Source organism: Microbacterium sp. BE35, from assembly GCF_031457705.1.
In the GTDB taxonomy this organism is placed as follows: domain Bacteria; phylum Actinomycetota; class Actinomycetes; order Actinomycetales; family Microbacteriaceae; genus Microbacterium; species Microbacterium trichothecenolyticum.
In genome coordinates, this window is record NZ_JAVDXD010000002.1 from 713,474 (window position 1) to 738,542 (window position 25,069).

Annotated in this window: 22 protein-coding genes; 9 read left to right on the forward strand and 13 right to left on the reverse strand. The window is 69.9% G+C overall.

From position 1 onward, the window contains the following. The first annotated feature begins 106 nt into the window (after positions 1-106). From J2Y46_RS09325 to J2Y46_RS09355, 7 genes are all read left to right on the forward strand, one after another. Positions 107-1,621: an ABC transporter ATP-binding protein gene (locus J2Y46_RS09325; RefSeq protein WP_310241842.1), complete on the forward strand. Its 1,515-nt coding sequence runs from the start codon at positions 107-109 to the stop codon at positions 1,619-1,621. Beyond that, positions 1,618-2,985: an ABC transporter permease gene (locus tag J2Y46_RS09330; RefSeq protein WP_045300962.1), complete on the forward strand. Its 1,368-nt coding sequence runs from the start codon at positions 1,618-1,620 to the stop codon at positions 2,983-2,985. Before J2Y46_RS09325 ends, J2Y46_RS09330 begins: the two co-directional genes overlap by 4 nt. Next, the gene (locus tag J2Y46_RS09335; protein WP_045300964.1) at positions 2,982-4,262 is read left to right on the forward strand and encodes an ABC transporter permease; all 1,281 of its coding nucleotides are present in this window, start codon (positions 2,982-2,984) and stop codon (positions 4,260-4,262) included. Before J2Y46_RS09330 ends, J2Y46_RS09335 begins: the two co-directional genes overlap by 4 nt. 95 nt (positions 4,263-4,357) lie before the next feature. Further along, complete coding sequence (locus J2Y46_RS09340) at positions 4,358-4,759, forward strand: cytidine deaminase (protein ID WP_045300966.1); 402 nt, start codon at positions 4,358-4,360, stop codon at positions 4,757-4,759. Beyond that, a complete protein-coding gene (locus J2Y46_RS09345; RefSeq protein ID WP_310241847.1) occupies positions 4,756-6,057 on the forward strand; it encodes a thymidine phosphorylase in 1,302 nt (433 codons plus the stop codon). Before J2Y46_RS09340 ends, J2Y46_RS09345 begins: the two co-directional genes overlap by 4 nt. Positions 6,058-6,151: 94 nt before the next feature. After that, positions 6,152-7,267, forward strand: a complete 1,116-nt coding sequence (locus J2Y46_RS09350) for an adenosine deaminase (protein ID WP_045300970.1) — start codon at positions 6,152-6,154, stop codon at positions 7,265-7,267. 324 nt (positions 7,268-7,591) lie between these two features. After that, a complete protein-coding gene (locus J2Y46_RS09355) occupies positions 7,592-7,981 on the forward strand; it encodes a hypothetical protein (protein ID WP_310241850.1) in 390 nt (129 codons plus the stop codon). Between the two features lie 501 nt (positions 7,982-8,482). Here J2Y46_RS09355 and J2Y46_RS09360 read toward each other — a convergent pair. From J2Y46_RS09360 to J2Y46_RS09410, 11 genes are all read right to left on the reverse strand, one after another. Beyond that, on the reverse strand, positions 8,483-9,439 hold the full coding sequence (locus J2Y46_RS09360; RefSeq protein WP_310241852.1) for an SDR family oxidoreductase: 957 nt from the start codon (positions 9,437-9,439) through the stop codon (positions 8,483-8,485). Next, positions 9,436-10,446, reverse strand: a complete 1,011-nt coding sequence (locus J2Y46_RS09365; protein WP_310241854.1) for a bile acid:sodium symporter family protein — start codon at positions 10,444-10,446, stop codon at positions 9,436-9,438. Before J2Y46_RS09365 ends, J2Y46_RS09360 begins: the two co-directional genes overlap by 4 nt. Further along, positions 10,443-11,813 (reverse strand): NAD(P)/FAD-dependent oxidoreductase, encoded by a 1,371-nt coding sequence (locus J2Y46_RS09370; protein ID WP_310241855.1) that lies wholly within the window; start codon positions 11,811-11,813, stop codon positions 10,443-10,445. Before J2Y46_RS09370 ends, J2Y46_RS09365 begins: the two co-directional genes overlap by 4 nt. Before the next feature lie 112 nt (positions 11,814-11,925). Further along, entirely contained in the window at positions 11,926-12,654 is a 729-nt protein-coding gene (locus tag J2Y46_RS09375; protein ID WP_052676865.1) for a TSUP family transporter, read from the reverse strand. Positions 12,655-12,658: 4 nt separating this feature from the next. Then, positions 12,659-13,465, reverse strand: coding sequence for an alpha/beta hydrolase (locus J2Y46_RS09380; RefSeq protein ID WP_310241857.1), 807 nt, complete (start codon positions 13,463-13,465; stop codon positions 12,659-12,661). A 113-nt stretch (positions 13,466-13,578) separates the two neighbouring features. Further along, positions 13,579-14,730 carry a mannitol-1-phosphate 5-dehydrogenase gene (locus tag J2Y46_RS09385; RefSeq protein WP_310241859.1) on the reverse strand — a complete coding sequence of 384 codons (1,152 nt, stop codon included), beginning with the start codon at positions 14,728-14,730 and terminating at the stop codon, positions 13,579-13,581. Beyond that, a complete protein-coding gene (locus tag J2Y46_RS09390) occupies positions 14,730-15,167 on the reverse strand; it encodes a PTS sugar transporter subunit IIA (RefSeq protein ID WP_310241861.1) in 438 nt (145 codons plus the stop codon). The genes J2Y46_RS09385 and J2Y46_RS09390 overlap by 1 nt, the downstream gene beginning before the upstream one ends. A gap of 150 nt (positions 15,168-15,317) precedes the next feature. After that, positions 15,318-16,874 (reverse strand): PTS mannitol transporter subunit IICB, encoded by a 1,557-nt coding sequence (locus tag J2Y46_RS09395; RefSeq protein ID WP_310241863.1) that lies wholly within the window; start codon positions 16,872-16,874, stop codon positions 15,318-15,320. Positions 16,875-16,920: 46 nt separating this feature from the next. Next, positions 16,921-18,576, reverse strand: a complete 1,656-nt coding sequence (gene ptsP, locus J2Y46_RS09400) for a phosphoenolpyruvate--protein phosphotransferase (protein WP_045300981.1) — start codon at positions 18,574-18,576, stop codon at positions 16,921-16,923. A gap of 3 nt (positions 18,577-18,579) precedes the next feature. Next, the gene (locus J2Y46_RS09405; RefSeq protein ID WP_045300983.1) at positions 18,580-18,858 is read right to left on the reverse strand and encodes an HPr family phosphocarrier protein; all 279 of its coding nucleotides are present in this window, start codon (positions 18,856-18,858) and stop codon (positions 18,580-18,582) included. Positions 18,859-18,900: 42 nt separating this feature from the next. Further along, positions 18,901-19,254, reverse strand: coding sequence for a PTS sugar transporter subunit IIB (locus tag J2Y46_RS09410; RefSeq protein WP_045300984.1), 354 nt, complete (start codon positions 19,252-19,254; stop codon positions 18,901-18,903). Between the two features lie 120 nt (positions 19,255-19,374). Between J2Y46_RS09410 and J2Y46_RS09415 the strand changes: the two genes are divergently transcribed. Next, the gene (locus tag J2Y46_RS09415; protein WP_310241869.1) at positions 19,375-21,309 is read left to right on the forward strand and encodes a PRD domain-containing protein; all 1,935 of its coding nucleotides are present in this window, start codon (positions 19,375-19,377) and stop codon (positions 21,307-21,309) included. Between the two features lie 122 nt (positions 21,310-21,431). On the opposite strand, the gene J2Y46_RS09420 is transcribed toward J2Y46_RS09415, so the two are convergent. Together J2Y46_RS09420 and J2Y46_RS09425 are read right to left on the reverse strand one after the other, a co-directional pair. Beyond that, positions 21,432-22,385: a hypothetical protein gene (locus J2Y46_RS09420; protein ID WP_310241870.1), complete on the reverse strand. Its 954-nt coding sequence runs from the start codon at positions 22,383-22,385 to the stop codon at positions 21,432-21,434. A 285-nt stretch (positions 22,386-22,670) separates the two neighbouring features. Beyond that, entirely contained in the window at positions 22,671-23,255 is a 585-nt protein-coding gene (locus J2Y46_RS09425; RefSeq protein WP_310241872.1) for a GNAT family protein, read from the reverse strand. Positions 23,256-23,480: 225 nt separating this feature from the next. On the opposite strand from J2Y46_RS09425, the gene J2Y46_RS09430 reads away from it, so the two are divergent. Beyond that, positions 23,481-25,028, forward strand: a complete 1,548-nt coding sequence (locus J2Y46_RS09430; protein WP_310241875.1) for an ABC transporter substrate-binding protein — start codon at positions 23,481-23,483, stop codon at positions 25,026-25,028. The last annotated feature ends 41 nt before the right edge of the window (positions 25,029-25,069 follow it).

The window sequence follows — 25,069 nt, forward strand, 5'->3', positions numbered from 1 at the left end:
CAGGAACAGCGGAACGCGGCCGGGTGGACGATTCCACCCGGCCGCGTTCTTCCCGCCGCCGTCAGATGGATGGCGCCGCGGCCGACAGCATATATAGGGTGCACATATGAAGCTCGAGCTCCGTGGGATCACGAAGCGTTTCGGGTCCCTCGTCGCGAACGACCACATCGATCTCGTGGTCCAGCCGGGAGAGATCCATGCCCTTCTCGGCGAGAACGGCGCCGGCAAATCGACACTCATGAACGTGCTCTACGGCCTCTACCAGGCCGATGAGGGCGAGATCCTGCTGGACGACGTCGTCCAGCACTTCCGGGGCCCCGGCGACGCGATGAACTCGGGAATCGGCATGGTGCACCAGCACTTCATGCTCATCCCGGTCTTCACCGTCGCCGAGAACGTGATGCTGGGGCACGAGAACACGAAGGCGCTCGGCGCCCTCGACCTCGCCAAGGCCCGCCAGCACGTGCGCGCGGTCGCCGACCGCTTCGGGTTCGAGGTCGATCCGGACGCCATCGTCGGCGATCTCCCCGTCGGCGTGCAGCAGCGGGTCGAGATCATCAAAGCGTTGTCGCGCGACGCGAAGGTGCTCGTGTTCGACGAGCCGACCGCCGTGCTCACGCCGCAGGAGACCGACGAGCTGATGACGATCATGAAGCAGCTGCGCGATGAGGGCACCTCGATCGTCTTCATCACCCACAAGCTGCGCGAGGTGCGCGCGGTCGCCGATCGCATCACCGTCATCCGCCTCGGCAAGGTCGTCGGCGAGGCCTCACCGACCGCGTCCAACGCGGAGCTCGCTTCTCTCATGGTCGGCCGCGCGGTCGAGCTCACCGTCCACAAGGGCCCGCCCCAGCCCGGCGAGGGCGGACTCGAGGTGCGCGATCTCCGCGTCGTCACCGCGAACGGCACCGTCGTCGTCGACGACGTGAGCTTCGACGTCCGCCCCGGCGAGATCCTCGCTGTCGCGGGCGTTCAGGGCAACGGCCAGACCGAGCTCATCGAGGCCATGGTGGGCCTCGGGGAGCGCGTGAGCGGGTCGATCGAGCTCAGTGGCGTCGAGCTGGTGGGCAAGAGCGTGCGCGGCATCCTCGACGAGGGTGTCGGGTTCGTGCCCGAGGATCGCACCGAGGACGGCCTCGTGGGCACCTTCACGGTCGCCGAGAACCTCATCCTCGACCGGTCCGGCGACAAGGCCTTCGTATCGGGCGGCACGATCCGCCGCGGCGTGCTCGACGACTTCGCCAAGGCGCGCATCACCGAGTACGACATCCGCACGCAGGGCCCCGACGTCCCCGCCGGGACACTGTCCGGCGGAAACCAGCAGAAGGTCGTGATCGCGCGCGAGATGAGCCGCGAGCTGAAGCTGCTCGTCGCGGCGCAGCCGACGCGCGGCGTCGACGTCGGCTCGATCGAGTTCATCCACAAGCGCATCGTCGAGACGCGGGACGCCGGCATCCCGGTCGTGGTCGTCTCGACCGAGCTCGACGAGGTCGCGGCCCTCGCCGACCGCATCGCGGTGATGTACCGCGGAGCGATCGTCGGCATCGTGCCCGGCGACACCCCCCGAGACGTTCTCGGCCTCATGATGGCCGGCGAGAAGCCCGAGGAGGCCGTCGCGTGAACGACCAGAACCCCGCTGCGAGCGGCGACCCGCTCAAGGGGCTGCCGGCAGATCAGCTCCCGCCCGTTTCGGGCCCGCTCACAGGTTCGCCGGACCTCCCGGGACCCACGCCCGACGCGCCCGGCGCCGTCGACGGCGAGGTGCCCGCGCCGCCGCGTCAGAACGTCTTCATCAAGGAGCTGCTGCGCAGCAACTGGGTGACCACCGTGCTCGCGATCGTCGTGGCGATGGTCGTGGGCGGCATCCTGATGGCGATCACGAACGAGGAGGTCCAGGCGGCGTCCGGCTACTTCTTCGCGCGACCCGGCGACACCCTCGGCGCCGTCTGGAACGCCGTGTACGGCGGGTACGAGGCGCTCTTCCGCGGGGCGATCTACAACCCCCGGGCGAACGACTTCGCGACGCAGATCCGGCCGCTCACCAACACGCTCGGCTTCGCCGCCCCGCTGATCGCCGCGGGCCTCGGTGTGGCGCTGGCGTTCCGCGTGGGCCTGTTCAACATCGGTGGCCGCGGCCAGATCCTCATCGCATGTGCGACGGCGGCGCTGTTCACCTTCAACCTGAACCTGCCGATGTTCCTCCAGCTGCCTCTGACCCTCGCGGCGGGCATCGCCGGCGGTGCGATCTGGGGTGGCATCGTCGGTGTGCTGAAGGCGCGCACCGGCGCCCACGAGGTGATCCTCACCATCATGCTCAACTACGTCGCGTTCTATCTCGTGACGTGGATGGTGCGCACGCCCGGCATCCTGCAGCGCCCGGCGGGCGACCAGCCGATCTCGTCGGCCACGCCGTCGAACGCGCAGTTCCCCGACCTCCTCGGACCTCGCTTCCCCCTGCTCGACTGGGGCTTCGTGATCGTCATCGCGGCCACCGTGTTCGTGTGGTGGCTGGTCGAGCGCTCGAGCCTCGGATTCCGGCTCCGCGCCGTCGGCGAGAACCCGCACGCGGCCCGGGCGTCCGGCATCTCCGTGCAGCGGATGTACATCTACGCGATGCTCTTCGCCGGTGGCCTCGCGGGTCTGGCCGGCATGAACCAGATCCAGGGCTCGGTGACCACCGGCTTCGACGGGTACATCGACGCGGGCATCGGCTTCGACGCCATCACCGTCGCCCTCCTCGGTCGCAGCCGGGCATGGGGCGTGTTCGCCGCCGGCATCCTGTTCGGCGCGCTGAAGGCCGGTTCGTTCACGATGCAGGCCTCGCAGGGCATCCCCGTCGACATCGTGCTCGTGGTGCAGTCGCTCATCGTCCTGTTCATCGCGGCGCCGCCGCTCATCCGCACGATCTTCTTCCTGCCGAAGACCGATGCCGAGAAGGCCGCCAAGGCGAGAGCCAAGGCTGCGAAGAAGGCGGTGTCCGCATGACCGCGCTCGCTCCTGCTCCCGACGGGACGATCCAGCTGGCCACCGTGAAGGTGCGCCACCTGAAGCTGCCGGTGACCCTCGCGATCGCGACGGTTCTGCTGGCGCTCCTGTTCCTGTTCGTCCCCCGCAACGGCATCAGCACGTTCCGGCTGAGCGATCCGAGCTCGTCGATCGGCCTGCCGAACGTGAGCTTCCCGACCGCGGTGACCTGCTGGGTCCTCATCGGCCTCCTCGTGCTCCTGACGCTCTGGGCGTTCTGGGACTCGGCGAGCTACCGCCGCACCGGCCTCTGGCTGCCGATCGTGTTCAGCCTCCTCGCCGTGTTCGCGTTCCTCGTGTGGGCCGCCGCCGGCGGGCTCGTGCCTGTCACCGGTCTGCTGTTCGGTGCGCTGTCGCTGTCGGTCCCGCTGATCTTCGGTGCGCTCGGAGGCGTGATCGGCGAGCGGGTCGGCGTCGTCAACGTGGCGATCGAGGGCCAGTTCCTGTTCGGCGCGTTCAGCGCCGCGCTGCTTGCGAGCATCACCCACAACCCCTTCGTCGGACTCGTCGGGGCGATGGTGGGCGGCGTGCTCGTGGCGTTCGTCCTGGCGGCGTTCTCCATCAAATACCTCGTCGACCAGGTGATCGTCGGCGTCGTGCTCAACGTCCTCGTGACCGGCCTGACGGGCTTCCTCTACGGCGCGCTCCTCGTGCCCAACGAGGCGGACCTCAACCGCCCGGTGCGCTTCACGCGGTGGGAGATCCCGCTGCTCAGCGACATCCCGATCATCGGACCCGTGCTGTTCAACCAGACGTTCATCGTCTACCTCATGTACATCACGGTCGCGCTCGTCGCCTGGGGCCTCTACCGCACCCGCTGGGGCCTGCGGCTGCGCGCGGTCGGCGAGCACCCGCAGGCGGCCGACACGGTGGGCATCAAGGTGAACACCAGCCGGTTCTGGAACGTCTCGCTCGCCGGAGCGATCGCCGGTATCGGCGGCGCGTACTTCACGCTCGTCTCGGTGGGCCAGTTCACCAAGGAGATGACGGCGGGCCTCGGCTTCATCGCCCTGGCGGCGGTCATCTTCGGCCGCTGGGACCCGATCCGCGCAACCCTCGCGGCGCTGCTGTTCGGGTTCGCGACGAACCTGCAGAACCTGCTGACCGTGCTGCGTACGCCGATCCCCAGCGAGTTCATGTTGATGCTGCCGTACCTCGTGACGATCATCGCCGTCGCCGGCTTCGCGGGTCAGATCCGCGGCCCCGCCGCCGCCGGCAAGCCATACATCAAGGGATGACGCGTGCCTGCCGCGCGTGTGAAGGGCGACGGATGCCAGGCCGCGGCATCCGTCGACCCTCCTGATACCCGACCCGACGCGAACGGAGCGCGCGCATGACCGATATCGACTGGGATGAGCTGCGCGCCGCGGCGACCGACGCGATGCGGCGGGCGTACGCCCCCTACTCGCGCTACAAGGTCGGCGCCGCCGCCCTCGTGACCGACGGGCGCATCGTGACCGGCTGCAACGTCGAGAACGCGTCGTACGGCATCACCCTCTGCGCCGAGTGCGGTCTCGTCAGTGAACTCGCGAACTCGGGCGGAGGGAGCCTCGTCGCCTTCGTCTGCGTCAACGGCCATGGCGACACGATCATGCCGTGCGGCCGCTGCCGGCAGCTGCTCTTCGAATTCGCGATCCCCGGCATGCTGCTCGAGACGGTGTCCGGCATCAGAACCATCGACGAGGTGCTGCCCGACGCGTTCGGACCCCGCGACCTCGAGGAGGCGACGCGATGAGCGACGCGACGGGCGTCGAGCCGTTCGACGCGGTCGACGTGATCCGCGCCAAGCGCGACGGCGGTGCGGTGCCGGAGCAGGCGCTGCGCTGGATGGTGGACGCGTACACCCGCGGCTACGTCGCCGACTCGCAGATGGCCGCCTTCGCGATGGCGGTCCTTCTCAACGGGATGACGCGCGACGAGATCCGCGTCATGACCGACGCGATGATCGCGTCGGGGGAGCGGATGAGCTTCTCGGGGCTCGGCAAGTCCACGGTCGACAAGCACTCGACCGGCGGCGTCGGCGACAAGATCACCCTGCCGTTGGCCCCGCTCGTCGCCTCGTTCGGTGTCGCTGTGCCGCAGCTGTCAGGCCGCGGGCTCGGCCACACCGGCGGCACGCTCGACAAGCTCGAGTCGATCCCGGGTTGGCGCGCCGCGCTGTCGAACGACGAGATGTTCGCGCAGCTGCAGGGTGTCGGCGCGGTCATCTGCGCCGCCGGCTCCGGCCTCGCACCGGCCGACAAGAAGCTGTACGCGCTGCGTGACGTGACCGGCACCGTCGAGGCCATCCCGCTCATCGCGTCGAGCATCATGTCGAAGAAGATCGCGGAAGGCACCGACGCGCTCGTGCTCGACGTGAAGTTCGGCTCGGGCGCCTTCATGCGAGACGTCGACCGGGCGCGCGAGCTCGCCCGCACGATGGTCGCCCTCGGCACCGACTCGGGCGTCTCGACGACGGCGCTCCTCACCGACATGAACACCCCGCTCGGCCTCGCCATCGGCAACGCCAACGAGGTGCGCGAGTCGGTGGAGGTGCTCGCCGGCGGCGGTCCCGCCGACGTCGTCGAGCTGACGATCGCCCTGGCCCGCGAGATGCTCGCGCTGGCCGGCCGGCCGGACGCCGACGTCGAAGCGGCGCTGCAGGACGGCCGCGCGATGGACGCGTGGCGCGCGATGATCCTTGCGCAGGACGGCGATCCGGATGCTGCGCTGCCCGCGCCCAACGAGACGCACACCGTCACCGCGACCGAGGGCGGCTACGTCACCGGCATGGAGGCGCTCCCGTTCGGCGTCGCCGCGTGGCGCCTGGGTGCGGGACGCGCCCGCGCGCAGGACCCGGTGCTGCACGCGGCGGGGATCGATCTTCACGTGAAGCCCGGCGATCAGGTGACCGCCGGCCAGCCGCTGTTCACCCTTCTCGGCGAGGATGCCTCCCGGTTCGACCGCGCCCTCGAAGCCCTCGACGGGGCGTGGGAGATCGGCCCGGACGCACCGCAGCGCCGTCCTCTCGTCCTGGAACGCATCACCGCCTAGGCTGAGTCAGTCCCGCGGCGGGCCCGACGCGGCGCCCGGGCCGCAGCATCCGTCCGCACCCCCGACTCGCGATCGCAACCGAGGAGAACCCCCAATGCCCATCGACCAGCACGGCGACGCCATCCTCGACGGAGTGTCGCTCCGGAGCCTCCCCAAGGTCTCGCTGCACGATCACCTCGACGGCGGCGTGCGCCCCGCGACGATCATCGAACTGGCCGACGCGATCGGGTTCGAGGTCCCCGAGTCCGACCCGGACGACCTCGCGGACTGGTTCGCCGAGAAGAGCGACTCGGGTTCGCTCGTCGAGTACCTCAAGACCTTCGACCTGACGATCGGCGTCATGCAGACGCGCGAGGGCCTCACGCGGGTCGCCCGCGAGTTCGTCGAGGACCTCGCCGCGGACGGCGTCATCTACGGCGAGGTGCGCTGGGCGCCCGAGCAGCACCTGGGCGGCGGGCTGTCGCTCGACGAGGTCGTCGCGGCGGTGCAGGAGGGCATCGAGGAGGGTGAGGACGCGGCGGAGAGCCGCGGCCACGACATCCGTGTCGGCCAGCTGATCTCGGCCATGCGCCACAGCGACCGCTCGCTCGAGATCGCACGGCTGGCCGTGGACTGGCGCAACCGGGGCGCGGTCGGGTTCGACATCGCCGGTCCCGAGGACGGGTTCCCGCCCTCGCGCCTGCGGGAGGCGTTCGACTATCTGGCGTCGGAGTTCTTCCCCGCCACCGTGCACGCGGGTGAGGCCGCCGGCCTGGACTCGATCCGCTCGGCGCTGATCGACGGCCGCGCGCTGCGACTCGGCCACGGCGTGCGCCTCGCCGAAGACCTCGAGGTCGTCTCGCGCGCCGGTGAAGAGGTGCTCGTCCAGTTCGGCGACCTGGCGCGCTGGGTGCGCGACCGCGAGATCCCGCTCGAGCTGTCGCCGTCGTCGAACCTGCAGACCGGCGCCATCGAGCGCTGGGGCACGACGATCGAGGATCACCCCTTCGACCTGCTCTACCAGCTCGGCTTCGCGGTCACCGTGAACGTCGACAACCGCACCATGAGCCGCACGTCGCTCACGCGCGAGCTCGCGCTGCTCGCCGAGACGTTCGAGTACGGCCTCGACGATCTCGAGGCCTTCCAGCTGAACGCCGCGGCCGGCGCCTTCCTCCCGGTGGAGGAGCGCGAGGAACTCATCGACCTCATCGCCGACGGCTTCGACGCGTAGCCCGCAGGCTGCTGGGGAGAGCGGATGCCGCGGCCCGCGGCATCCGCTCTCTTCGTGCGTCGTCTGCAAAACTCCACGGATCACCGACTTTCGACGGGCTATGAGGCCTTGCGGTCCCTCAACCGAGTCTGTGTTGTGGAGTTCTGCGGATCCTGGTGCCTGGCGTGGGCGCCGAGGATCGCCTTCATCGCCGTGAGGGTCTCTTCCGAACGGTAGTAGATATCCTCTGCCACGGGTCGGATCGTGGTGTAGCCCAGCCCAGCCCAGCCCTGCCGCGGCGATATCACGTCGGCGGTCGCGCAGCTGCGACTTCCAGTCTTCGTGGTGAGCCTTGCTGTCGCACTCGACGACGAGCCACCCGTCGATGATCAGGTCGACGCGCCCGACGCCGGGAAGCTCGACCTGAACGTCGACATGGCACCCCAGCGCCCGGAAGAGCAGGCGCATGAGCGTCTCTGCCCCCGATTCGCAGCGAGGGTCAAGCAGGTCCCGCAGTATTCGATAGCGCCGCGGCAGACGGCGGAAGATTTCGGCGATTTCCGCCTCGTCCACGAGCCCGGAGTGCCAGGCGCTGTCCAGGGTGGCCACCGCATCACGCGGAGGCTGACACCGACACGCCTGAACGAGTGCGCTGACCAGGTCGACCGCCAGAGCTGTTCTCTCGCATTCGGTGTCGCGCCAATGGGCGACGACCTGCTCGGGCCGCACGGGTAGACGTGTGGTTGCGGGCGTGAACTGCAGATGTAGGGGGTGCCGGTCCCTCACGAACACACCGATCTCCGCAAGAAGAGAGACACAGTCGAGCCGACCACCGAGGCGGCTCGCCTCCAGCAGTCGCGGATGGGCGTCGGCGCGGAGGTAGCGGCCGTTCCGGGTGCGGACGAGGCGCCCGTCGGCTACGAGACATGCGATGCGGTGCCGGCTCATGCCGTGCTCGGCGAGCGCCTGGGGACTGAGGAACGTCGCCGAGAGTATGCGGTGCGCGGCGGCGCGCTTCTCGAGTTCGGACACGTCACCCAGCGAATCGGTCGCGCGCCGAGCGGGGTGGTCGGCCCGAGGGATCCGGGGACAATCTCCGCGGATCGCGGGCTGGGGAGAAGCCGCGGGTGGCAGAACTCCACGGATCCGCGTGCGTCTCGGCCCGTTCGAGGCCTTCGAGGGCGCAGCCGGCGCAATTCCGTGGAGTTTCGCAGAGCGACCGGAGAGCTGCCGCGGTCAGCGGCGGGCTACGCCGGGATGTGACGCCAGGTACGCCTCGAAGGCCTCGGACGACGTCTTGGCGGGGGTGAAGCCGAACTCGTCCTTCAGGCGTGCGTTGGCCAGGACGGGGCGATAGCGGAGGAAGCCCACCTGTTCCGGGCCGTGGACGGTGAGGTGCAGTCTCCGACCCACCCGCAGGCCGAAGCCCAGCAACCCGGCGGGCACGGTCACGACGGGCTTGCCGAGGCGCCGGGCGATCTCGGGCACGGTCACGCGGCCGTCGCCGGCGACGTTGTAGATCCCGGGCGGGCCGTCGGTGGCGGCGCGTGCCATGGCGGCGGCGACGTCGTCGACCCACACGAAGACGAAGGGGGACTCCGAACCGCGCACCTTGAGGAGTGCGGGGCCGTCCCAGAGCGCCGTGATCTGGTTCTCCACGGTCGGCCCCAGGATCGTGCCGATGCGGAACACGACCTGCTCGAGCTCGGGGTGCGCCTCGCGGTATCCGGCGAGCAGCTGCTCGACGAGGCGCTTGTGCTTCGAATACGGGAACTCGTCGTTGCCCCGCACGGGGTCGCTCTCGCGAAGCCACTCGGGGTTGTCGGCGTGGTAGCCGTAGGCGGCTCCCGAGGACGACACCACGATCCGCTTCACGCCGGCCTCGACGCCCGCCTCGAGCACGTGCCGCGAGCCGTCCACATCCACCCGGTACTCGAGACCGTGGTCGCGGCCGGGGTTGACGATGGCGGCGAGGTGCACGACGACATCGATCCGGTGGCGGCGCAGCAGCGGCACGAGGCCGTCGGGACGGGTGACGTCGCAGTCGTCGTAGACGACGCCGTCGACGGGATGCTGCGGCCGCCGCACGTCGCCCGCCACGACCAGTTCGACGTCGGGGCGGCCCGCGAGAGCCGCGGCCACGTGGGATCCGAGGAAACCGGCGCCGCCGGTGACGAGGACGCGGCGGCTCATGCGACCGGCTCCGAAGGACCGGACGAGCCCGTCGCCGGTGATCCCGTTCCGCCGTCCGGTGCCGCCCGCAGCGCCGCGTGGCGCGACGCGTCGCCCTTGGCAGATCCCGTGCGCCTCTTCGTGTGCCGCGCCCAGAGCGCGGCGACCAGGAGCCCGGCGATGATGTCCCAGATGCCCCACCAGCCGGCGACGATCGCCATGCCGCCGAGGCCGCCGAAGAAGGCGAACACCAGTCCGAGGCCGAGCCCGGCGTTGCGGATGCCGACCTCGAACGTCATCGCCTTGCGCTCGCGGGTGCCGAGGCCCCCGACGACCGCGGTGCTGTAGCCGATCGCCAATGCGACGGCGTCGTGGATCGTGACGACCAGGATGATGATGCCGAGGAACGCGACGAAGTAGGCCCAGTTGCCCGCGAGCGCGGCGACGATGAAGCCGACGAGCGCCAGCAGCGAGAACCACTTGACGAACGGCTGCACGCGCTTCGCGAACGCGGGGAAGCGGTGGCGGATGAACAGACCCAAGGCGAACGGCAGACCGATGATCAGAAGGATGTCGCCGAGCATCGCCCAGGCGTCGAGCGACACCGCCTCGAGCAGGGTGCGTGCGGTCGGGTGCAGCGACCCCCAGAATGCGATCGACAGCGGCAGCACGAAGATGTAGATGATGTTCGAGACCGCGGTCATCGACACCGAGAGCGCCACATTGCCGCCGGAGCGATGCGTGAGCACCTGCGAGATGTTGCCCGGCGGGCAGCAGGCCACGAGGATCATCCCCAGCGCCATGGACGGCGTCACCGGCAGGATGAGGGTCAGCGCGAACGTCACGGCGGGCAGCACGACGAGCTGCGCGAGGATCGCGATGACGAAGGGCTTCGGCTTGCGCGCGACGACCTTGAAGTCCTCCACCGTCGTGTCGAGCGCGATGCCGAACATGATCAGCCCGAGGACGACATTGAGGATCACGAGCGTGCCCGGGTTGAAGTTGAGCACGACGTCGTCGGGGTTCACGCCGTCACCTCCCGCCGGGCGGCACCGCGCGCCCGTCGCGGGCCACCGGATGCGGCATCCGTCCTGAGGGACTGCGTGGCGGTGCGGACAGCGCCGCGGTACGCGTCCTTGTTCACGTAGTACGACATGCGCTCGAGGCCGAGGTAGTTGTAGCCGCCCGTCAGATCCGGCCACGGCTCGCCCGTCACCCGCGCGCGGAACGCGGCCGCGCGATCGGGGTGGCGCTCGATCGCCGCGAGGTACGCGGCGATCAGCTCGGCCTGCTCGTAGCGTCCCTGCCAGCCGATTCCGGATGCCTCGATCATGCCCATCACGTAGAGCCCGTTGAAGGACGGGGTGAAGGTGTTGAGGAACAGGCGTGGGGCCATGCCCGACCAGTCCAGCGCGGCGCGGTCGACGAACGGGTAGTCGAGCTTGTAGCCGGTGGCGAGGAGCACGGTGTCGTACTCGGCCGACGACCCGTCGCGGAAGTGCACGGTGCGTCCGTCGAAACGGTCGATATCGGGCACGATCCGCAGGTCGCCCTGGCCCAGGTGGTTCAGGATGAGCGTGTTGACGATGGGGTGCGACTCGTAGATCTTGTAGTCGGGCTTGGGGAACCCGAACCGCACGGGGTCCCCGGTGAAGGCGCGCAGCACCCGCGTGTCGACGAACTGCTTGATGCGCGCCGGGAGCGGCTTGCCCTGGTTGAGGGTGTCGGAGGGTCTGCCGAACAGGTACCGCGGCACGAAGTAGTAGCCGCGGCGCACGCTCATGTCGACGGCTGCCGCGTGGTGCACGGCGTCGACCGCGATGTCGCAGCCGGAGTTGCCGGCGCCGATGATGAGCACCCGCTTGCCGGTGAGCTGCGTCGCGGACTTGTAGGCGCTGGTGTGGAGGAGCTCACCCGTGAACTCGCCGCGGAACGCCGGGACGTTCGGCTCGGCGAGGGTGCCGTTCGCGAGGATCACCCCGTCATAGCGCTGCTCGACCGACGCGTTCCCCGAGCCTGCCGAAGGGCCTTCGGCGCGCAGCATCCAACCGCCGTCGTCCGTGGGCTCGAGCGAGGTGACCTTCGTGTCGAATCGGAATCGGCCGGTCAGCCCGAAGTGGTCGGCGAAGTCGCGGAAGTACGCGATGAGCTCGCGGTGGCTCGGGTAGTCGGCCTTGGTGCGCATCGGGAACTCGGTGAACTCGGTGGTCGTGCGCGATGAGATGAGGTGCGCCGACTCGTACATCGTGGAGCGCGGGTTCTCGATGTCCCAGAGGCCGCCGACCCCCCGTGACGCCTCGAAGCCGTCGAACTCGATCCCGGTCTTCTGCAGCGCCCGAGCGGCGGAAAGGCCCGATGGTCCGGCGCCGATGATGGCATAGCGATGCGCGCTCATGCGTCCTTCATTCCGTCTCCACACGTCGTCGTGTCGTCGGCGCGACGGTGCCGACCCCAGGTTCGAGAGCAACCCTAAGCGTTAGTCGGAATTAACCGAAATCCCCGTCGCCTCACACGAAGACTGCCAGGATGCCCCGCACGAGCACCACTGTCGCACCGGCCCACGCGATGGCGAGCATCGCCGCCCGGGCGATCCGCGGCGACACGTTGCGCGACAGGATCGTGCCGATCGCGATGCCCGCGATCGTGGCGACCACGAGGGTGCCCACATCTGCGGCGGGGCTGGTCGGCAGTCCGCGCAGGACAACCGATGCGATGCCGAAGGCCAGGAAGATCACCTGCACGCTCGCCGCGAAACGGCGCTGCGGCCACTTGTCGCCGACCGCGTACGCGGCCAGTGCGGGGCCGGACAGACCGCTCGCGGCATTCATGAAGCCGGCGGCCGACCCGGCGACGATCGCACCGGTACGACCTGACAGCGACGCCGAGAGCGCGGGGATGTGACTCGCCACGAGTGCGAAGTACGCCATCGCCGCGATCAGCAGCAACAGGGCGGCCTCGGGCAGCAGGTGCACCAGCAGCACGCCGAAAGGCGAGGCGACGAGGCCCGGCCAGATGAGCCACCAGGTGCGCCGCCACTCGACGTGCTTCCAGACGAAGGGGACCGCGGTGCAGGCAGCCACGAGGGCGAGGAGCACCGCGATCGTGACCCCTTCGACCGGTCCGTAGAGCACGACGATCGGCCCCACGAGCACCAGCACGAACCCGAGTCCGGTGATGCGCTGGATCACCGCCGCGACGAAGGCCGCGATCGCAGCCAGGACCAGGGTGAGGGCCACCGTCTCAGCCCTGCGCGAGCGCGAAGGCTCCGACGAGCTCGGTGAGCTGGTCGCGCATGTCCTCGTCGGAGATCGTCGGGGTGTTGTCGCCGGCCTGCAGGCCGTAGTCGCCGAACGAGGAGTGGCTCGCGCCCTCGATCTCGTGCATCTCGGCGTCCTCGGGCAGCAGGTGGCGGGCGTCCGCGATCTTCTCGGGCGTCGAGAGCCCGTCTTCGCTGCCGGAGACGCTGATCACCGGCAGACCCGACTCCGACAAGTCGTTCGAGCAGTAGGAGCCGAACAGGGCCAGGCCGTCGGCATCCGTCGCGAGCTGGCACGCCCGTACGCCGCCGAGCGAGTGCCCGCCCACCAGCCACGTGTCGACGTCGGGCGCGAGGCCGGTGAACGTCGACAGCGGCCTCACGTCGAAGAACGCGAGGTTGAGCCACGGCTTGGTGATGACGACGGTGACGCCGTCCTCGGCGACGACGCCCGAGAGCTTGTAGGCGTATGCCCACGGGTCGACCTTCGCGCCCGGGATGTACACCAGTCCCACGTCGGCGGACTCGCCGGTGGGGGAGAGCACGATGCCCGCGTCGGTGTCGGTGATCTCGATGCCCGGGTTCGCCTTCACGTCCGCGAGCGGATCCGCCTCGGCGCCCATCACGCCGACCTGGCTCCAGATCAGGATGCCGACGACGGCGAGCACGATGAGCGCCCCGATCGAGCCGAGGATCCACCACAGGGCTCGCAGCCCGCGCCGGCGGGGCTTGGCCGCGGGCTCGGGAGTGGTTTCGGGCGAAGTCTCGGATTCGGGGCCGGGCTGGTTCACCGAATCAGCGTACGTGCTCGCCGCGGTTCACCGCGGGTTCGGGACGCACGAGGCCCGTTCGGGGCGATCGCAGCGCGCCCCGAACGATCGCGGCGCGCCCCGAACCCGGAAAGTCACCCGAGTTCCGCCTGCCGGGCCGCCACGATCGCCTCGACCTTCGGGAAGAGCGGATGCTGCGGCTCAAGGCCCGTGACCGACTCGGTGAAGGACGCGGCATCCTGTTCCCGCAGCATCCGCTGCAGGTCCACCGACTGGGCGTCCTCGGTGTCGTCGAACGCGAGCGCCGCACTCATCGCCGCGACCAGGGCGTCGACGCCGAGTCCGCGCTCGGCGGCCTCGGCGGCGGGGCCGACGAACCGCTCGTGGCGCGAGAGCTTGCGCAGCGGCTGACGGCCGACGCGCCACACCGTGTCGGGGAGCGCCTTGTTGCGGAACCGGCCGAGGATCGTCGCGCGGTAGTCCGCCAGCGACGCGGCGTCGAGCCCGTGCTTGGCCTCGAGGAGCGCCGAGGTCTCTTGGAGCGCAGCTTCGACACGCGACGCGATGCCGGGGTCCGCTAGCGCGCCGGCGATCGCCTCGACGCCGGCCTGGGCACCGAAGTAGGCGGTGGCGGCGTGCCCGGTGTTGACCGTGAACAGCTTGCGCTCGATGTAGGGCGCCAGGTCGTCGACGAAGTGCGCGCCGGGGATGTCAGGCGGGTCGTCGCCGAACGGCGGCCGCTCGATCGCCCATTCGAAGAACGGCTCGACCGTGACGTCGACGCCGGCGCCCTCCGGCTGGGCCGGCACGATGCGGTCGACGGCGGTGTTGGCGAACACCGCTCGCGACGAGAGCGCGTCCCACGCGTCGCCGGCGAGGGCCTTGACCTCGTCGCGGAGCAGGTCGGTGGCGTTGATCGCGTTCTCGCACGCCATGATCTGCAGCGGCGGACTCGATGGGTCCCGCAGTGCGAGCCCGGCGACGATGTGCGGCGCGACGAACTTCAGGATCGTCGGTCCCACCGCCGTCGTGACGACGTTGGCTCCGGCGATCTCGTCGATGACCTTGTCGGGGTGCTCCGCGCTATTGATGGCGGTGAAGCCCGTCACCACGGTGTCGCGACCGCCCTCGCCCACCTCGTGCACCGTGTAGCGGGACACGCGGTTGATCGCGTCGACGAGCGGGGCGGCGACATCCGAGAAGACGAGTTCATACCCGCCCTCGTGCAGCAGCAGCCCGACGAACCCCCGCCCGATGTTGCCGGCCCCGAAGTGGACGGCCTTCATCACACGCCCGCCGCCGACACCAGGCCGAACAGCTCCTCCGGCGTCTGGGCGGTCTTGAGCCGGGCAACTTCGTCCTCGTCCGAGAACAGGATCGCGATCTGCGACAGGATCTCGAGATGCTCATCGCCCTTGCCGGCGATGCCGACCACGAACGTCACCGGGTTGCCGTCCCAGTCCACGCCGCCGTCGTAGCGCACGACCGACAGCGCCGAGTCGAGGATCTCGTCCTTGGTCTCGTTGGTGCCGTGCGGGATCGCGAGCTCATTGCCCATGTACGTCGACACGGTCTGCTCGCGCTGGAGCATCGCGTCGTAGTAGGCGCCGGTGACCGCGCCTGCCGACTGGAGGATGTCGGCCGCCTCCCGCATCGCCTCGTCGCGCGTCGCGCTCCCGGAGTGGATGCGCACCTGCCCGATGCTCAGAACCTCGCGTGCCATGTTGTCGCCTTTCTCGTCATTCGCCTGTGGTGTCGTCGGAGGAGATACGGATGCCGCGACCCGCCGCCCGTTCCGAGCAGCGGGGCGCGGCCGTGCCGAGGGCGATGGGGCCGGGGGCTTCTCGCCCGCCCGGCCCCACCGCGGTCTCAGCTACGCACCATCCTCGTGCTGGGCGCGGACGAGGTCCACGACCTCGTCGTAGCGCGGCGAGTTCATGAAGTTGTCGACCGACACGTGCACCGAGTTCGGCGTCTTCTGCCGCGCCCGGTCGGTGAGCTGGTTCTGCGTGATCACCAGATCCGCCGACGCGTCCAGGGCCGCGATCGCCTTGTTGGTGACCGTGACGTTCTCGATGCCCGCCTTCTTGATCTTGTTGCGCAGCACGCTCGCACCCATGGCCGACGAGCCCATGCCCGCGTCGCACGCGAACACGATGTTCTTGATCTCGCGCTCGGTCATGGTGGCCGGCTCGATGCCGCCGTCGGCGCTCGTGGCGGCGCCGCTGCGCAGGCCGTCCAGCGCAGCCGACGACTTGCCCTTGGCCGCCGCCGTCTGCGTGATCGCCGCGCCGAACGCGTCGTCGGTCGCCGCCATCGCCTCCAGGTCGCGCTTGCGCGAGGCGCGCAGGATGACCCACGAGATGAGGAACGTCACGGTGGCGGCGAGCACCACCGAGAGCAGCACCGCGACATACGAGTTGTTCGCGACTTGAGCGATCACCGCGAAGATGCTGCCTGGTGCGGCCGGCGCCCTCAGGGCGCCCCCGAGGAGCATGTTCGTCGTGACGCCGGTCATGCCGCCTGCGATCAATGCGAGGATCAGCATCGGCTTCATCAGCGCATACGGGAAGTACACCTCGTGGATGCCACCGAAGAACTGGATCACCGCGGCGCCCGGCGCGGAGGCGCGTGCGGCGCCGATGCCGAAGAACGTGAACGCGAGGAGCAGGCCCACACCGGGACCGGGGTTGGCCTCGAGCAGGAACAGGATCGACGAGCCGGTCTCGGCGGACTGCTGGATGCCGAGCGGCGTCAGCACGCCGTGGTTGATGGCGTTGTTGAGGAAGAACACCTTCGCCGGCTCGATGATGATGCTCGTGAGCGGCAACAGGTTCATCGAGACGAGCCAGTCGACCGCGTTGCTGAGCACCTGCATGATGCCGTTGACGACCCACGCGATCGGGTAGAAGCCGATGACCGCGAGCACGAAGCCCCAGATGCCGGCCGAGAACATGTTCACGAGCATCTCGAAGCCGGCGCGGATCTTGCCCTCCCAGAGGCTGTCCAGCCACCTCATGGAGTAGGCGCAGATCGGGGCCATGATCATCGCGCCGATGAACATGTGGACCTGGCCGAGCTGGTTGTCGGCGGGCAGGTCGGCGTTGATCTGCGCGATCAGGTAGTCCGACCCCGCGATCGCGCCGAACGTGCCGATCGAGGCCACCACGCCGCCGCGCACGCCGTAGATGATGTTGCCGCCGGTGTAGGCGATCAGGATCGGCAGGAGGTAGTGGATGAAGGGACCCACCAGCGTCGCGAGCGCCGGGACCGGGGTCCAGCCGACCGCGATGAAGAACGCGGTGAAGATGCCCCACGCGATGAGCGCGGGGATGTTCGGCATGATCATGCCGGACAGGAACGTGCCGAAGCGCTGGACTCCGACCCGCGCCTTGCTAGTGCCCGCGGCGGGCACTGACGCCGTTGTCATTTTGCTGTCTCCCTTTGTATGTGGGTGTCCGGGCCGCCGGGGCGACCTATCGGGTGGCCGCCTGCTGGGCTGCGGACCGGGCGGATGCCGCGCTGTTCGCGGCGAGGGCTGCCGTGGCGATGTCGCGTGCCTCGGCGATGGTGTGCTGGAGAAGTGTGGCGCGCACGTCGGCGAGAGCCGTGGGTGCCATGGACAGACTCGTGGCGCCCAGGCCGACGAGCACGACGGCGAGCAGGGGATCTGCCGCCGCCTCGCCGCAGATGCCGACCGGCTTGCCGTTCGCGCGGCCGGCGTCGCCGACCTCGCGGATCAGGCGCAGCACCGCCGGGTGCCACGGATCCTGGAACGACGCGACCGATCCGAGGAGCCGGTCTGCGGCGAGCGTGTACTGCGTGAGGTCGTTGGTGCCGATGGAGGCGAAGTCCGCGTCCACCAGGATGCGGTCGGCGAGAAGCGCCGACGAGGGCACCTCCACCATGACGCCGGCGGTCTTGATGCCGTAGTCGCGGGCGAGGGCGGTGAAGTAGTTCGTCTCCTCGACGGTGGCGACCATCGGCGCCATGACCCACAGGTCGGCATCGGTGGCGGCATCCGCTTCGGCGAGGGCCGTGAGCTGCTCGCGCAGGATGTCCTCGCTGGCGCGGAGGGCACGGATGCCTCGGAGCCCGAGCGCCGGGTTCTCCTCGTGCGCGTCGTTCAGGAACGCGAGCGGCTTGTCGGCACCGGCGTCGAGCACTCGCACGACGACCTTCTTGCCCGGGAACGCGGCGAGCAGCTTCGTGTACGCCTCGCGCTGCTGCTCGACGGTGGGCGCCTGGTTGGAGCTCAGGAACAGGAACTCGGTGCGGAACAGCCCCACGCCCTCGGCCCCCAGCGCGACAGCATCGGCGGCGCCCTCCGGGTTGCCGAGGTTCGCCAGCAGCGGGATGGAGGTGCCGTCCGCGAGGGCTCCGTCGGTGATGGGAGCGGATGCTGCGGACGCACGTGCGTCCGCGCGGTTCTGCGCCCGCTCGAGCTCGTCGGCGGTCGGGTCGGTCGTCACGACGCCGGCGGCGGCATCCACGATCACCGTCTCGCCGTCGCGCAGTGCCGTCGCCGAGGTGGCGCCCACGATCGCGACGATCGACTTCTCGCGCGCGAGGATCGCCGTGTGCGAGGTGGGTCCGCCCTCGGTGGTCACGAGGGCCAGCACCTTGGTCAGGTCGAGCAGCGCCGTGTCCGCCGGTGCGAGATCCTTCGCGACGAGGACGAACGGGTGCCCGGGGTCCGGCACACCCGGTGCCGCGACGCCGCGCAGGCGCGCGATCACGCGCTGCGCGACGTCGTCCAGGTCGGCGGCGCGCTCGCCGAGGTAGCCGCCCATCGCCGCGAGCTGGTCGCGGAACGACGCGAAGGCGTCGAACACGGCGAACTCGCCGGTCTTGCCCTGCGCGAGCCTCGTGCCGATCTCGTCCGCGAGGGTCGGGTCCTCGGCCATCATGGCCTGCGCCTCGAGCACCTCCTGCGCGGCTCCGCCCGCCTGCGCGCCACGGGCCTCGAGCTCGCGTGCGACGGCGGCGACGGCATCCGTCACCCGCGCCTTCTCCTCGTCGGCGCTGATCTCGCTCGGCGCGTCCGAGGGAGCCGGTGCGGGCTCCGCCATGCGTGCGACGGGCCCCTGGGCGACGCCGAGTCCGATTCCCACCCCGCGGAGTTCGGTCATGGTTCAGGCCTCCGCGTCGTGATCGGTGGTGAGCAGCTCCGCGAGGGTGTCGAGGGTCGACTCCGCCCCGTCGCCGTCCGCGGTGAGGGTCACGTAGTCGCCCTGCTCGATGCCGAGCGCGATCACGCCGAGGATGCTCGCCGCGTTGACCGGACTCCCCGCGTCCTTCGCGATGGTGATCGGGATGCCGGCATCCTTCGCGGCCTGCGCGAACAGCTTCGCCGGACGCGCGTGCAGACCGTGCGCCGATCCGATCCGGACGGTGCGGGAGATGGGTGGCATGTCGTGACCTCTCTGTCTGTTCCTGGTTCGTCGCGGTGTTGTTCAGTCCTGAGGTGGCGGGGCCGCATCCGCGGCCGGGAGCGGCCCCCCGGGGCTCCCGATCGCGGCGCGGACCAGTGCGAGTGTCCGCGTGCCGTCCCGGTCTCCGAAGATGTCGGGCGGCAGCAGCACCACCGTCGTGCCTCGCGCGGCGGCATCCCGTTCTATCCGCTCGAGCGCATGGAGCAGATGCGGTCCCACGAGGACGACGTCGGCGGCATCGAGATCGATCGGAAGCGACTGCTCGGTGCCGGCGAAGGCGGAATACTCGAGTCCCTCTGCGTGGGCCGCGTGACGCACGCGCTGAGCGACGAAGGTGCTCGACGCACCCGCTCCGCAGACCACCAGGATCCTCATCGACCCGCCTCCTCTTGTGGCCATTCTTGTGAGAACGCTGGGAGGGGACAACCACTCCTTCTTCCGCGGGGGCGGAAACGCCGCGGCCCTGCTGTCCGGTGCGCGTGGTTGACTGGGCGTGTGACCCGAGCCCGGCAAGATCGTGTGCTCGGACTGCTCCTGCGCGACGGCGACTGGGTCACCGCATCCGCTCTCGCCGACGCGCTGGGCGTGACCCCCCGCAGCATCCGCTCCTACGTCACCGCCGCGAACGCGCGGGTGGCGCCGGGCGTCGCTGTCGAGTCCGGGCCGCAGGGCTACCGCGCCGGATCCGATGGCGCGGCGGCTCTTCGTGCGGGCGGCGACACGGGCACGCCCCGCGACCGGCTGCACACGCTCGTGCGGGCGCTTCTCGACGCCCCCGACGGCATCGACGTGTTCGAGACCGCCGACGCGCTCCATGTCTCGCCGGCCACCCTCGACGCCGACCTCGCCCGCGTCCGCGGGCTGCTCGGCGGAACCGAGCTCACCCTCGAGCGATCCGCGTCCCGCGCCCGGTTGCGCGGCACCGAGGCCGCGCAGCGGCGGCTGCTGAGCAAGCTCGCCCACGACGAGATGGATGCGGGGTCCTTCGATCTCGCCGCCCTCCGCCGCACGCTCGGCGAGGGATCGGTCGGTGCGCAGGCCTTCGGCCCGTTCAAGGCCGAGCTCGTCGCGCGCCTCGGCGAGCTGGGCTGGTTCGTCAACGAGTTCGGCATCGCCGACGTCGTCATGCACATCGCGATCGCGGCCGACCGCACCTCGCGCGACCGCCCGCTCGATGCGGCCGGCTCCACCCAGCGGGAGCGGCCGACCCAGAGCCAGGTCGCCGAGATCATCGCCGGACTGTCCGAACGGCACCTCGGTGTGCGGCTCGGCGGCGCCGATCTGCAGCACCTCGCGACGCTGGTGCTCACCCGCGTCGTCGCGCCCGACGGGCACGAGGACGCCGCATCCGGGGCCGTGACGTCCTCGCTCGATCCCGAGATCGAGGCCGTGGTGCGCGAGGTCGTGACCGCGGCCGCGGACGAGTTCCTCGTCGACATCGCGCACGAGGACTTCGTGGCGCGGCTCGCCCTCCACGTGCAGAACCTGCTGCACCGCGCCCGCGAGCAGGCGTGGTCGCGCAACCCGCTGACGCGGTCGCTCAAGTCGACGTACCCGATGATCTTCGAGGTCGCGGTGTTCATCGCGAGCCGGCTGCAGCAGAGGCTCGGCATCCCGCTCCCCGACGACGAGATCGCCTACATCGCGATGCACGTCGGGGGCCGGCTCGAGCGCAGCCGCCGCGCGGACCAGCTCCTCACCGCGACGATCGTGTGCCCGGGCTACTACGACCTGCACGAGCTGCTGCGCTCCAGCGTCGACCGCTCGCTCGGGCAGGCGATCGAGGTGGTGGGCGTCGAGACCCGCGCCGATCCCGACTGGGCCTCGATCGACACCGACCTCGTCCTGACGACCATCGACCCGCCCACGACGAACGACCGGATCGTGCGCATCCAGCCGTTCCTCACCGACAGCGACGTCGAGCGCGTGCAGGCCGCGGCCGGGCGGATCCGGCGCTCGCGCCGCCTCGCGCGGCTGCGCGCCGAGCTGGAGCGCTACTTCGAGCCGTCCGCCTTCCTCCGCGGCCTCGATGAGGCCGCCGGCGAAGAGGGCGTGATCCGGGGGCTGGGCGCCCTGCTGCAGGCCCGCGAGGTCATCGATGCTGAGTACGTCGAGCGCACCATCGAGCGCGAGCGTCTGTCCTCGACCGCGTTCACCGACGCGCTGGCGGTGCCGCACGCGCTCGAGATGACGGCATCCCGCACCGCCATCGCCATCGGCATCGCCGACCCGTCGATCCCCTGGGGCGACGGGCGCGTGCAGGTGGTGGCGCTGGTCGCGTTCTCCGAGACGGACCGCGAGGCGTTCCAGACGGTGTTCGAGCAGTTCGTCGAGGTGTTCAGCGAGCGCGACAGCGTGCAGCGCCTCGTCCGCCGGGGCACAGACTTCAACGCCTTCCTCGACGAGCTCGTCGCTGTGATCGACGGCTGAGCCGCAGCATCCGTCTCCGGTGCCCGCCGTCTGTCACGGGTTTGGGGCGCGTATTGTCCGTCGGGGCGCGGATTCTGCGCCCCAACGGAGCGTTCACGCCCCAAAACCCCTTCATCCGTGCGTCATCGCGAAGGCCGGATGCCGAACGCCTCGAGACGTGCACCGAGCTCCGACGCTGTCGCCAGGTGCGACCAGCCCCATCGTGCGTACCGGCGCTGGGTCGTGCCACGGATCCAATCCTCGCGTTGCTTCTCCTCGTCGAGCGTCTGGGAGGAGGTCCGGCCGTCGAGGAGCTTTCCGTCGACGTACTTGATTGCTCCGTCGAACTCGCCGAACGCGGCGATCTCCTCGAGTCCGAAGTCCACGTAGTAGGGCTGTCCGCGCGGTCCAGGAACGGCCACCTGAAGCTCGAGGATGCGGAACCCGAGCTCTCGCAGCCGGATCCGGCTGATGCTCTCACCAGGCAGTTGCGCTCGACCGTCGGCGAAATCCAGGACTCGTCGTGCGCGCGTCTGACCGTGCGCAGATCGCCTGACGATCTCGGCGACCCTGTCGCGAAAGGCTTGGGCTCCCTCCACGTCGTACTCGCCTGGTCCCGCCACGAACTGCTTGCGCAGTGCCGCATCGGCGATCGTCACCGCCTGCTCGAACGTCGCGGTGCGCGCGACATCCGCGACCGTGCGTGCGAGCGAGGTGAACCGCAGGCCGTCCGCTTCCACGACGTCCTCGTCGGACAATTCACCACGATGACGGACGACGCCGAAGGGGGCGCCAGGGCGCTGCGCCGCCGCGATGATGTGGATGCGCTCGCGATCGGCGCGATAGAGGGGCAGTCCATGCGCGGCTGCCGCGGTTTCGTGCGACACGACCGGCGAGCTCGCCGACACTTCGGTCAGGGCCTGCGCGCGGGCGATGGCCCGAGCCTCGGGTTTCGCCGCGGTCCACGCGTCGCCTCGAACGAAGACACCCGGTCGGATCTTCACGAGCTGGCCCGCGCGCAGCGCCTGAGCGAGACGCCGTGGGCTCACCCCTCGCAGGAGCAGGTCGTCGTGCCGAAGGAGGCTCAAGACGGTCACACGTCGAGTCTTCGCAACGACGACAGGAGCGTGGTCGCCGGTGACCAACCCGTGGACAACACGGCGGTGCGGCGCGGTGTGGACCGGCTGGGGAGGAACCGGCCGCCGATCCCACTTTCGTCAGCGGGGACTGGGTCATCCCGCACGTGGTTTGGGTCGCAGCTTCTCCGTTGGGGCGGAGGATCTGCGCCCCAACGGAGAGATCGCGCCCCAAACCCGGAAGTGGCTGGATGCAGCGGGCCGGGCCGGCAAACGACGAGGGCGAACGGATGCTGCGCCCCGGCGTCAGCCGCGGGCGAGGCGCTCGGTGAGGTCGAGGCGAACCGCGGGCCACTCGGTCGGGAGGATCGAGAAGACCACGGTGTCGCGGAGGGTGCCGTCGGGGCCGAGGCGGTGATTGCGCAGGACGCCGTCCTGCTTGGCGCCGAGGCGGGCGATGGCGGCGCGGGACTGACGGTTGTGCCAGTGTGTGCGGAACTCGACCGCGATGGCGTCGCACTGCTCGAACGCGTGGGTGAGCAGCAGCAGCTTCGCGGCGGTGTTGACGGCGGTGCGCTGAGCCTCGAGCCCGATCCAGGTGTGCCCGATCTCGACGTGCCGGTTGGCCTGATCGATGTTGCAGAACGTGGTCGTGCCGATCACCCGCCCGGTGTCGAGCCGGCGCACCGCCCACGGATTCATGTGGCCCTCGTCGCGCCACGCGAGTCGCTGCGCGATGTCGGCGGCGATGCCCTCCGGGCGCGGCACCGATGTGTACCAGGCGTGCTCCAGGCCCGCGGCCGCGGCGGCCAGGTCGGCCTCATGCTCGGGGGAGAGGGGTTCCAGGCGCACGTGCGCGTTCTCGAGGGTGACCGGCGAGGTGAGGAGCATGCCTCGAGCGTAGGCCGCGGGTGCTTCGAACCATGTCGGATGCGCAACGTGCGAAGCATCCCGATCGGGTTGACGTCCACATGCGCGCCCGCGCGTCGTCATACTTCGCAATTGTTCGCCCCGCCCGGCCCTCGCCTCCGAAGCCCCGCCTAGGCTCGAACGGTGCGTCCATTCCGGCGCATGCACAGCGAAGAGGACTCGAAACAGATGAAGACGAAGAGGCGAGTGATCGCCCCCATCGCACTGGCACTGGCGGCGACCATCGGTCTGGCCGCCTGCGCACAGGGCGATGCCGCACCCGAGACGTCCGGTGCCGAGGCCACCGGCCAGCTCACCTACGCGATCGCGAGCGACCCGTCGTCGCTCAACCCCATCAACGTCAGCGACCGCTGGGGCCTGACCGTCACCAACATCGTCTACTCGCCGCTCGCCCGGGTCGAGGGCGACGGCACCGTCGTCAACGAGCTGGCCGAGTCCATCGAGCCCGCAGACGACGGCCTCTCGGTCACCGTCACGCTGAAGGACGGCCTGAAGTGGTCCGACGGCGAGCCTCTCACGGCCGACGACGTCGTCTTCACCTACACGAACAAGGCGGTCCGCGAGAACGGCAACGCCGACCTGCTGTACGTCGGCGACCAGCCCATCACCGCCGAGGCGACCGACGAGCGCACCGTGGTCTTCCACCTGCCGAGCGTCAGCGCCGCGGCCCTCAGCAACATCGCGACCGAGACGTACATCATCCCCGAGCACGTGTACGGCGACGTGACCGACTTCTCGGTGACCGAGCTCGACCCGCTCGCGGTCGGTTCGGGCCCGTACACGCTCACCGAGTACGAGCGCGGCCAGTACCTCACGTTCGAGGCGAACGAGAACTACTACGGTGAGGCGCCGCAGATCCCGGAGCTGACGCTGCGCATCGTCTCGGACTCGAACACGACCAAGACGGCGCTGCAGACCGGTGAGGTCGACGCGTCGTTCGCCACGCCCGACCAGATCACCGAGCTCGAGGGCGCGGGCCTGAACGTCTACCCGTACGCCGAGGGGCGCGTGGCCTACCTGGGCCTCAACGCCGCGAAGCTCACCGACCCGAAGGTCCGCCAGGCGATCTTCTTCGCCCTGAGCCGCGACGACATCAACACGGCCGCGTTCCTCAGCGACGACTACTACGAGAACGCGTACACGATCCTTCCGCCGAGCAACGCGTTCGCGACCGAGGACGTCGAGAAGTACGAGCAGGACACGGATGCCTCGGCAGCCCTCCTCGAGGAGGCCGGCGTCTCCGACCTCTCGTTCACGCTCGCGTACGCCGGGGCCGACCCCGCGCAGAAGACCGAGGCGACCCTGATCCAGCAGCAGCTGAAGGACGCCGGCATCACGGTGGAGCTCGCGGGCATCGAGCCCGCCGCGGTCTTCGAGGAGATCCAGAAGGGCGCCGACTCGCAGTACGACGCGTTCCTGGGCGGCTACATCATGGGCCAGGATCCCGACGCGTACAGCCTGCTGTACCGCACGGGCGCCTCGGCGAACTACTTCTCGTACTCGAACCCGGCCACGGACGCGCTGTTCGACCAGGGCGCGGTCGAGCTCGACCCCGAGGCCCGCAAGGCGATCTACGCCGACCTGCAGGCGCAGATCGCCGAGGACGCGGTGGTCTTCCCGCTGGCCGACAACCTCAAGATCCTCGCCGTGAACCCGCGGATCGGCGGCGTCGAGGACGCCAAGCTGGTCCCGATCTACACGTTCGAGAACTTCGGGCTCCTCACCGAGCAGTGAGTCACCGACGTCACGGGTCCCGGCGACGGGGCCCGTGACGT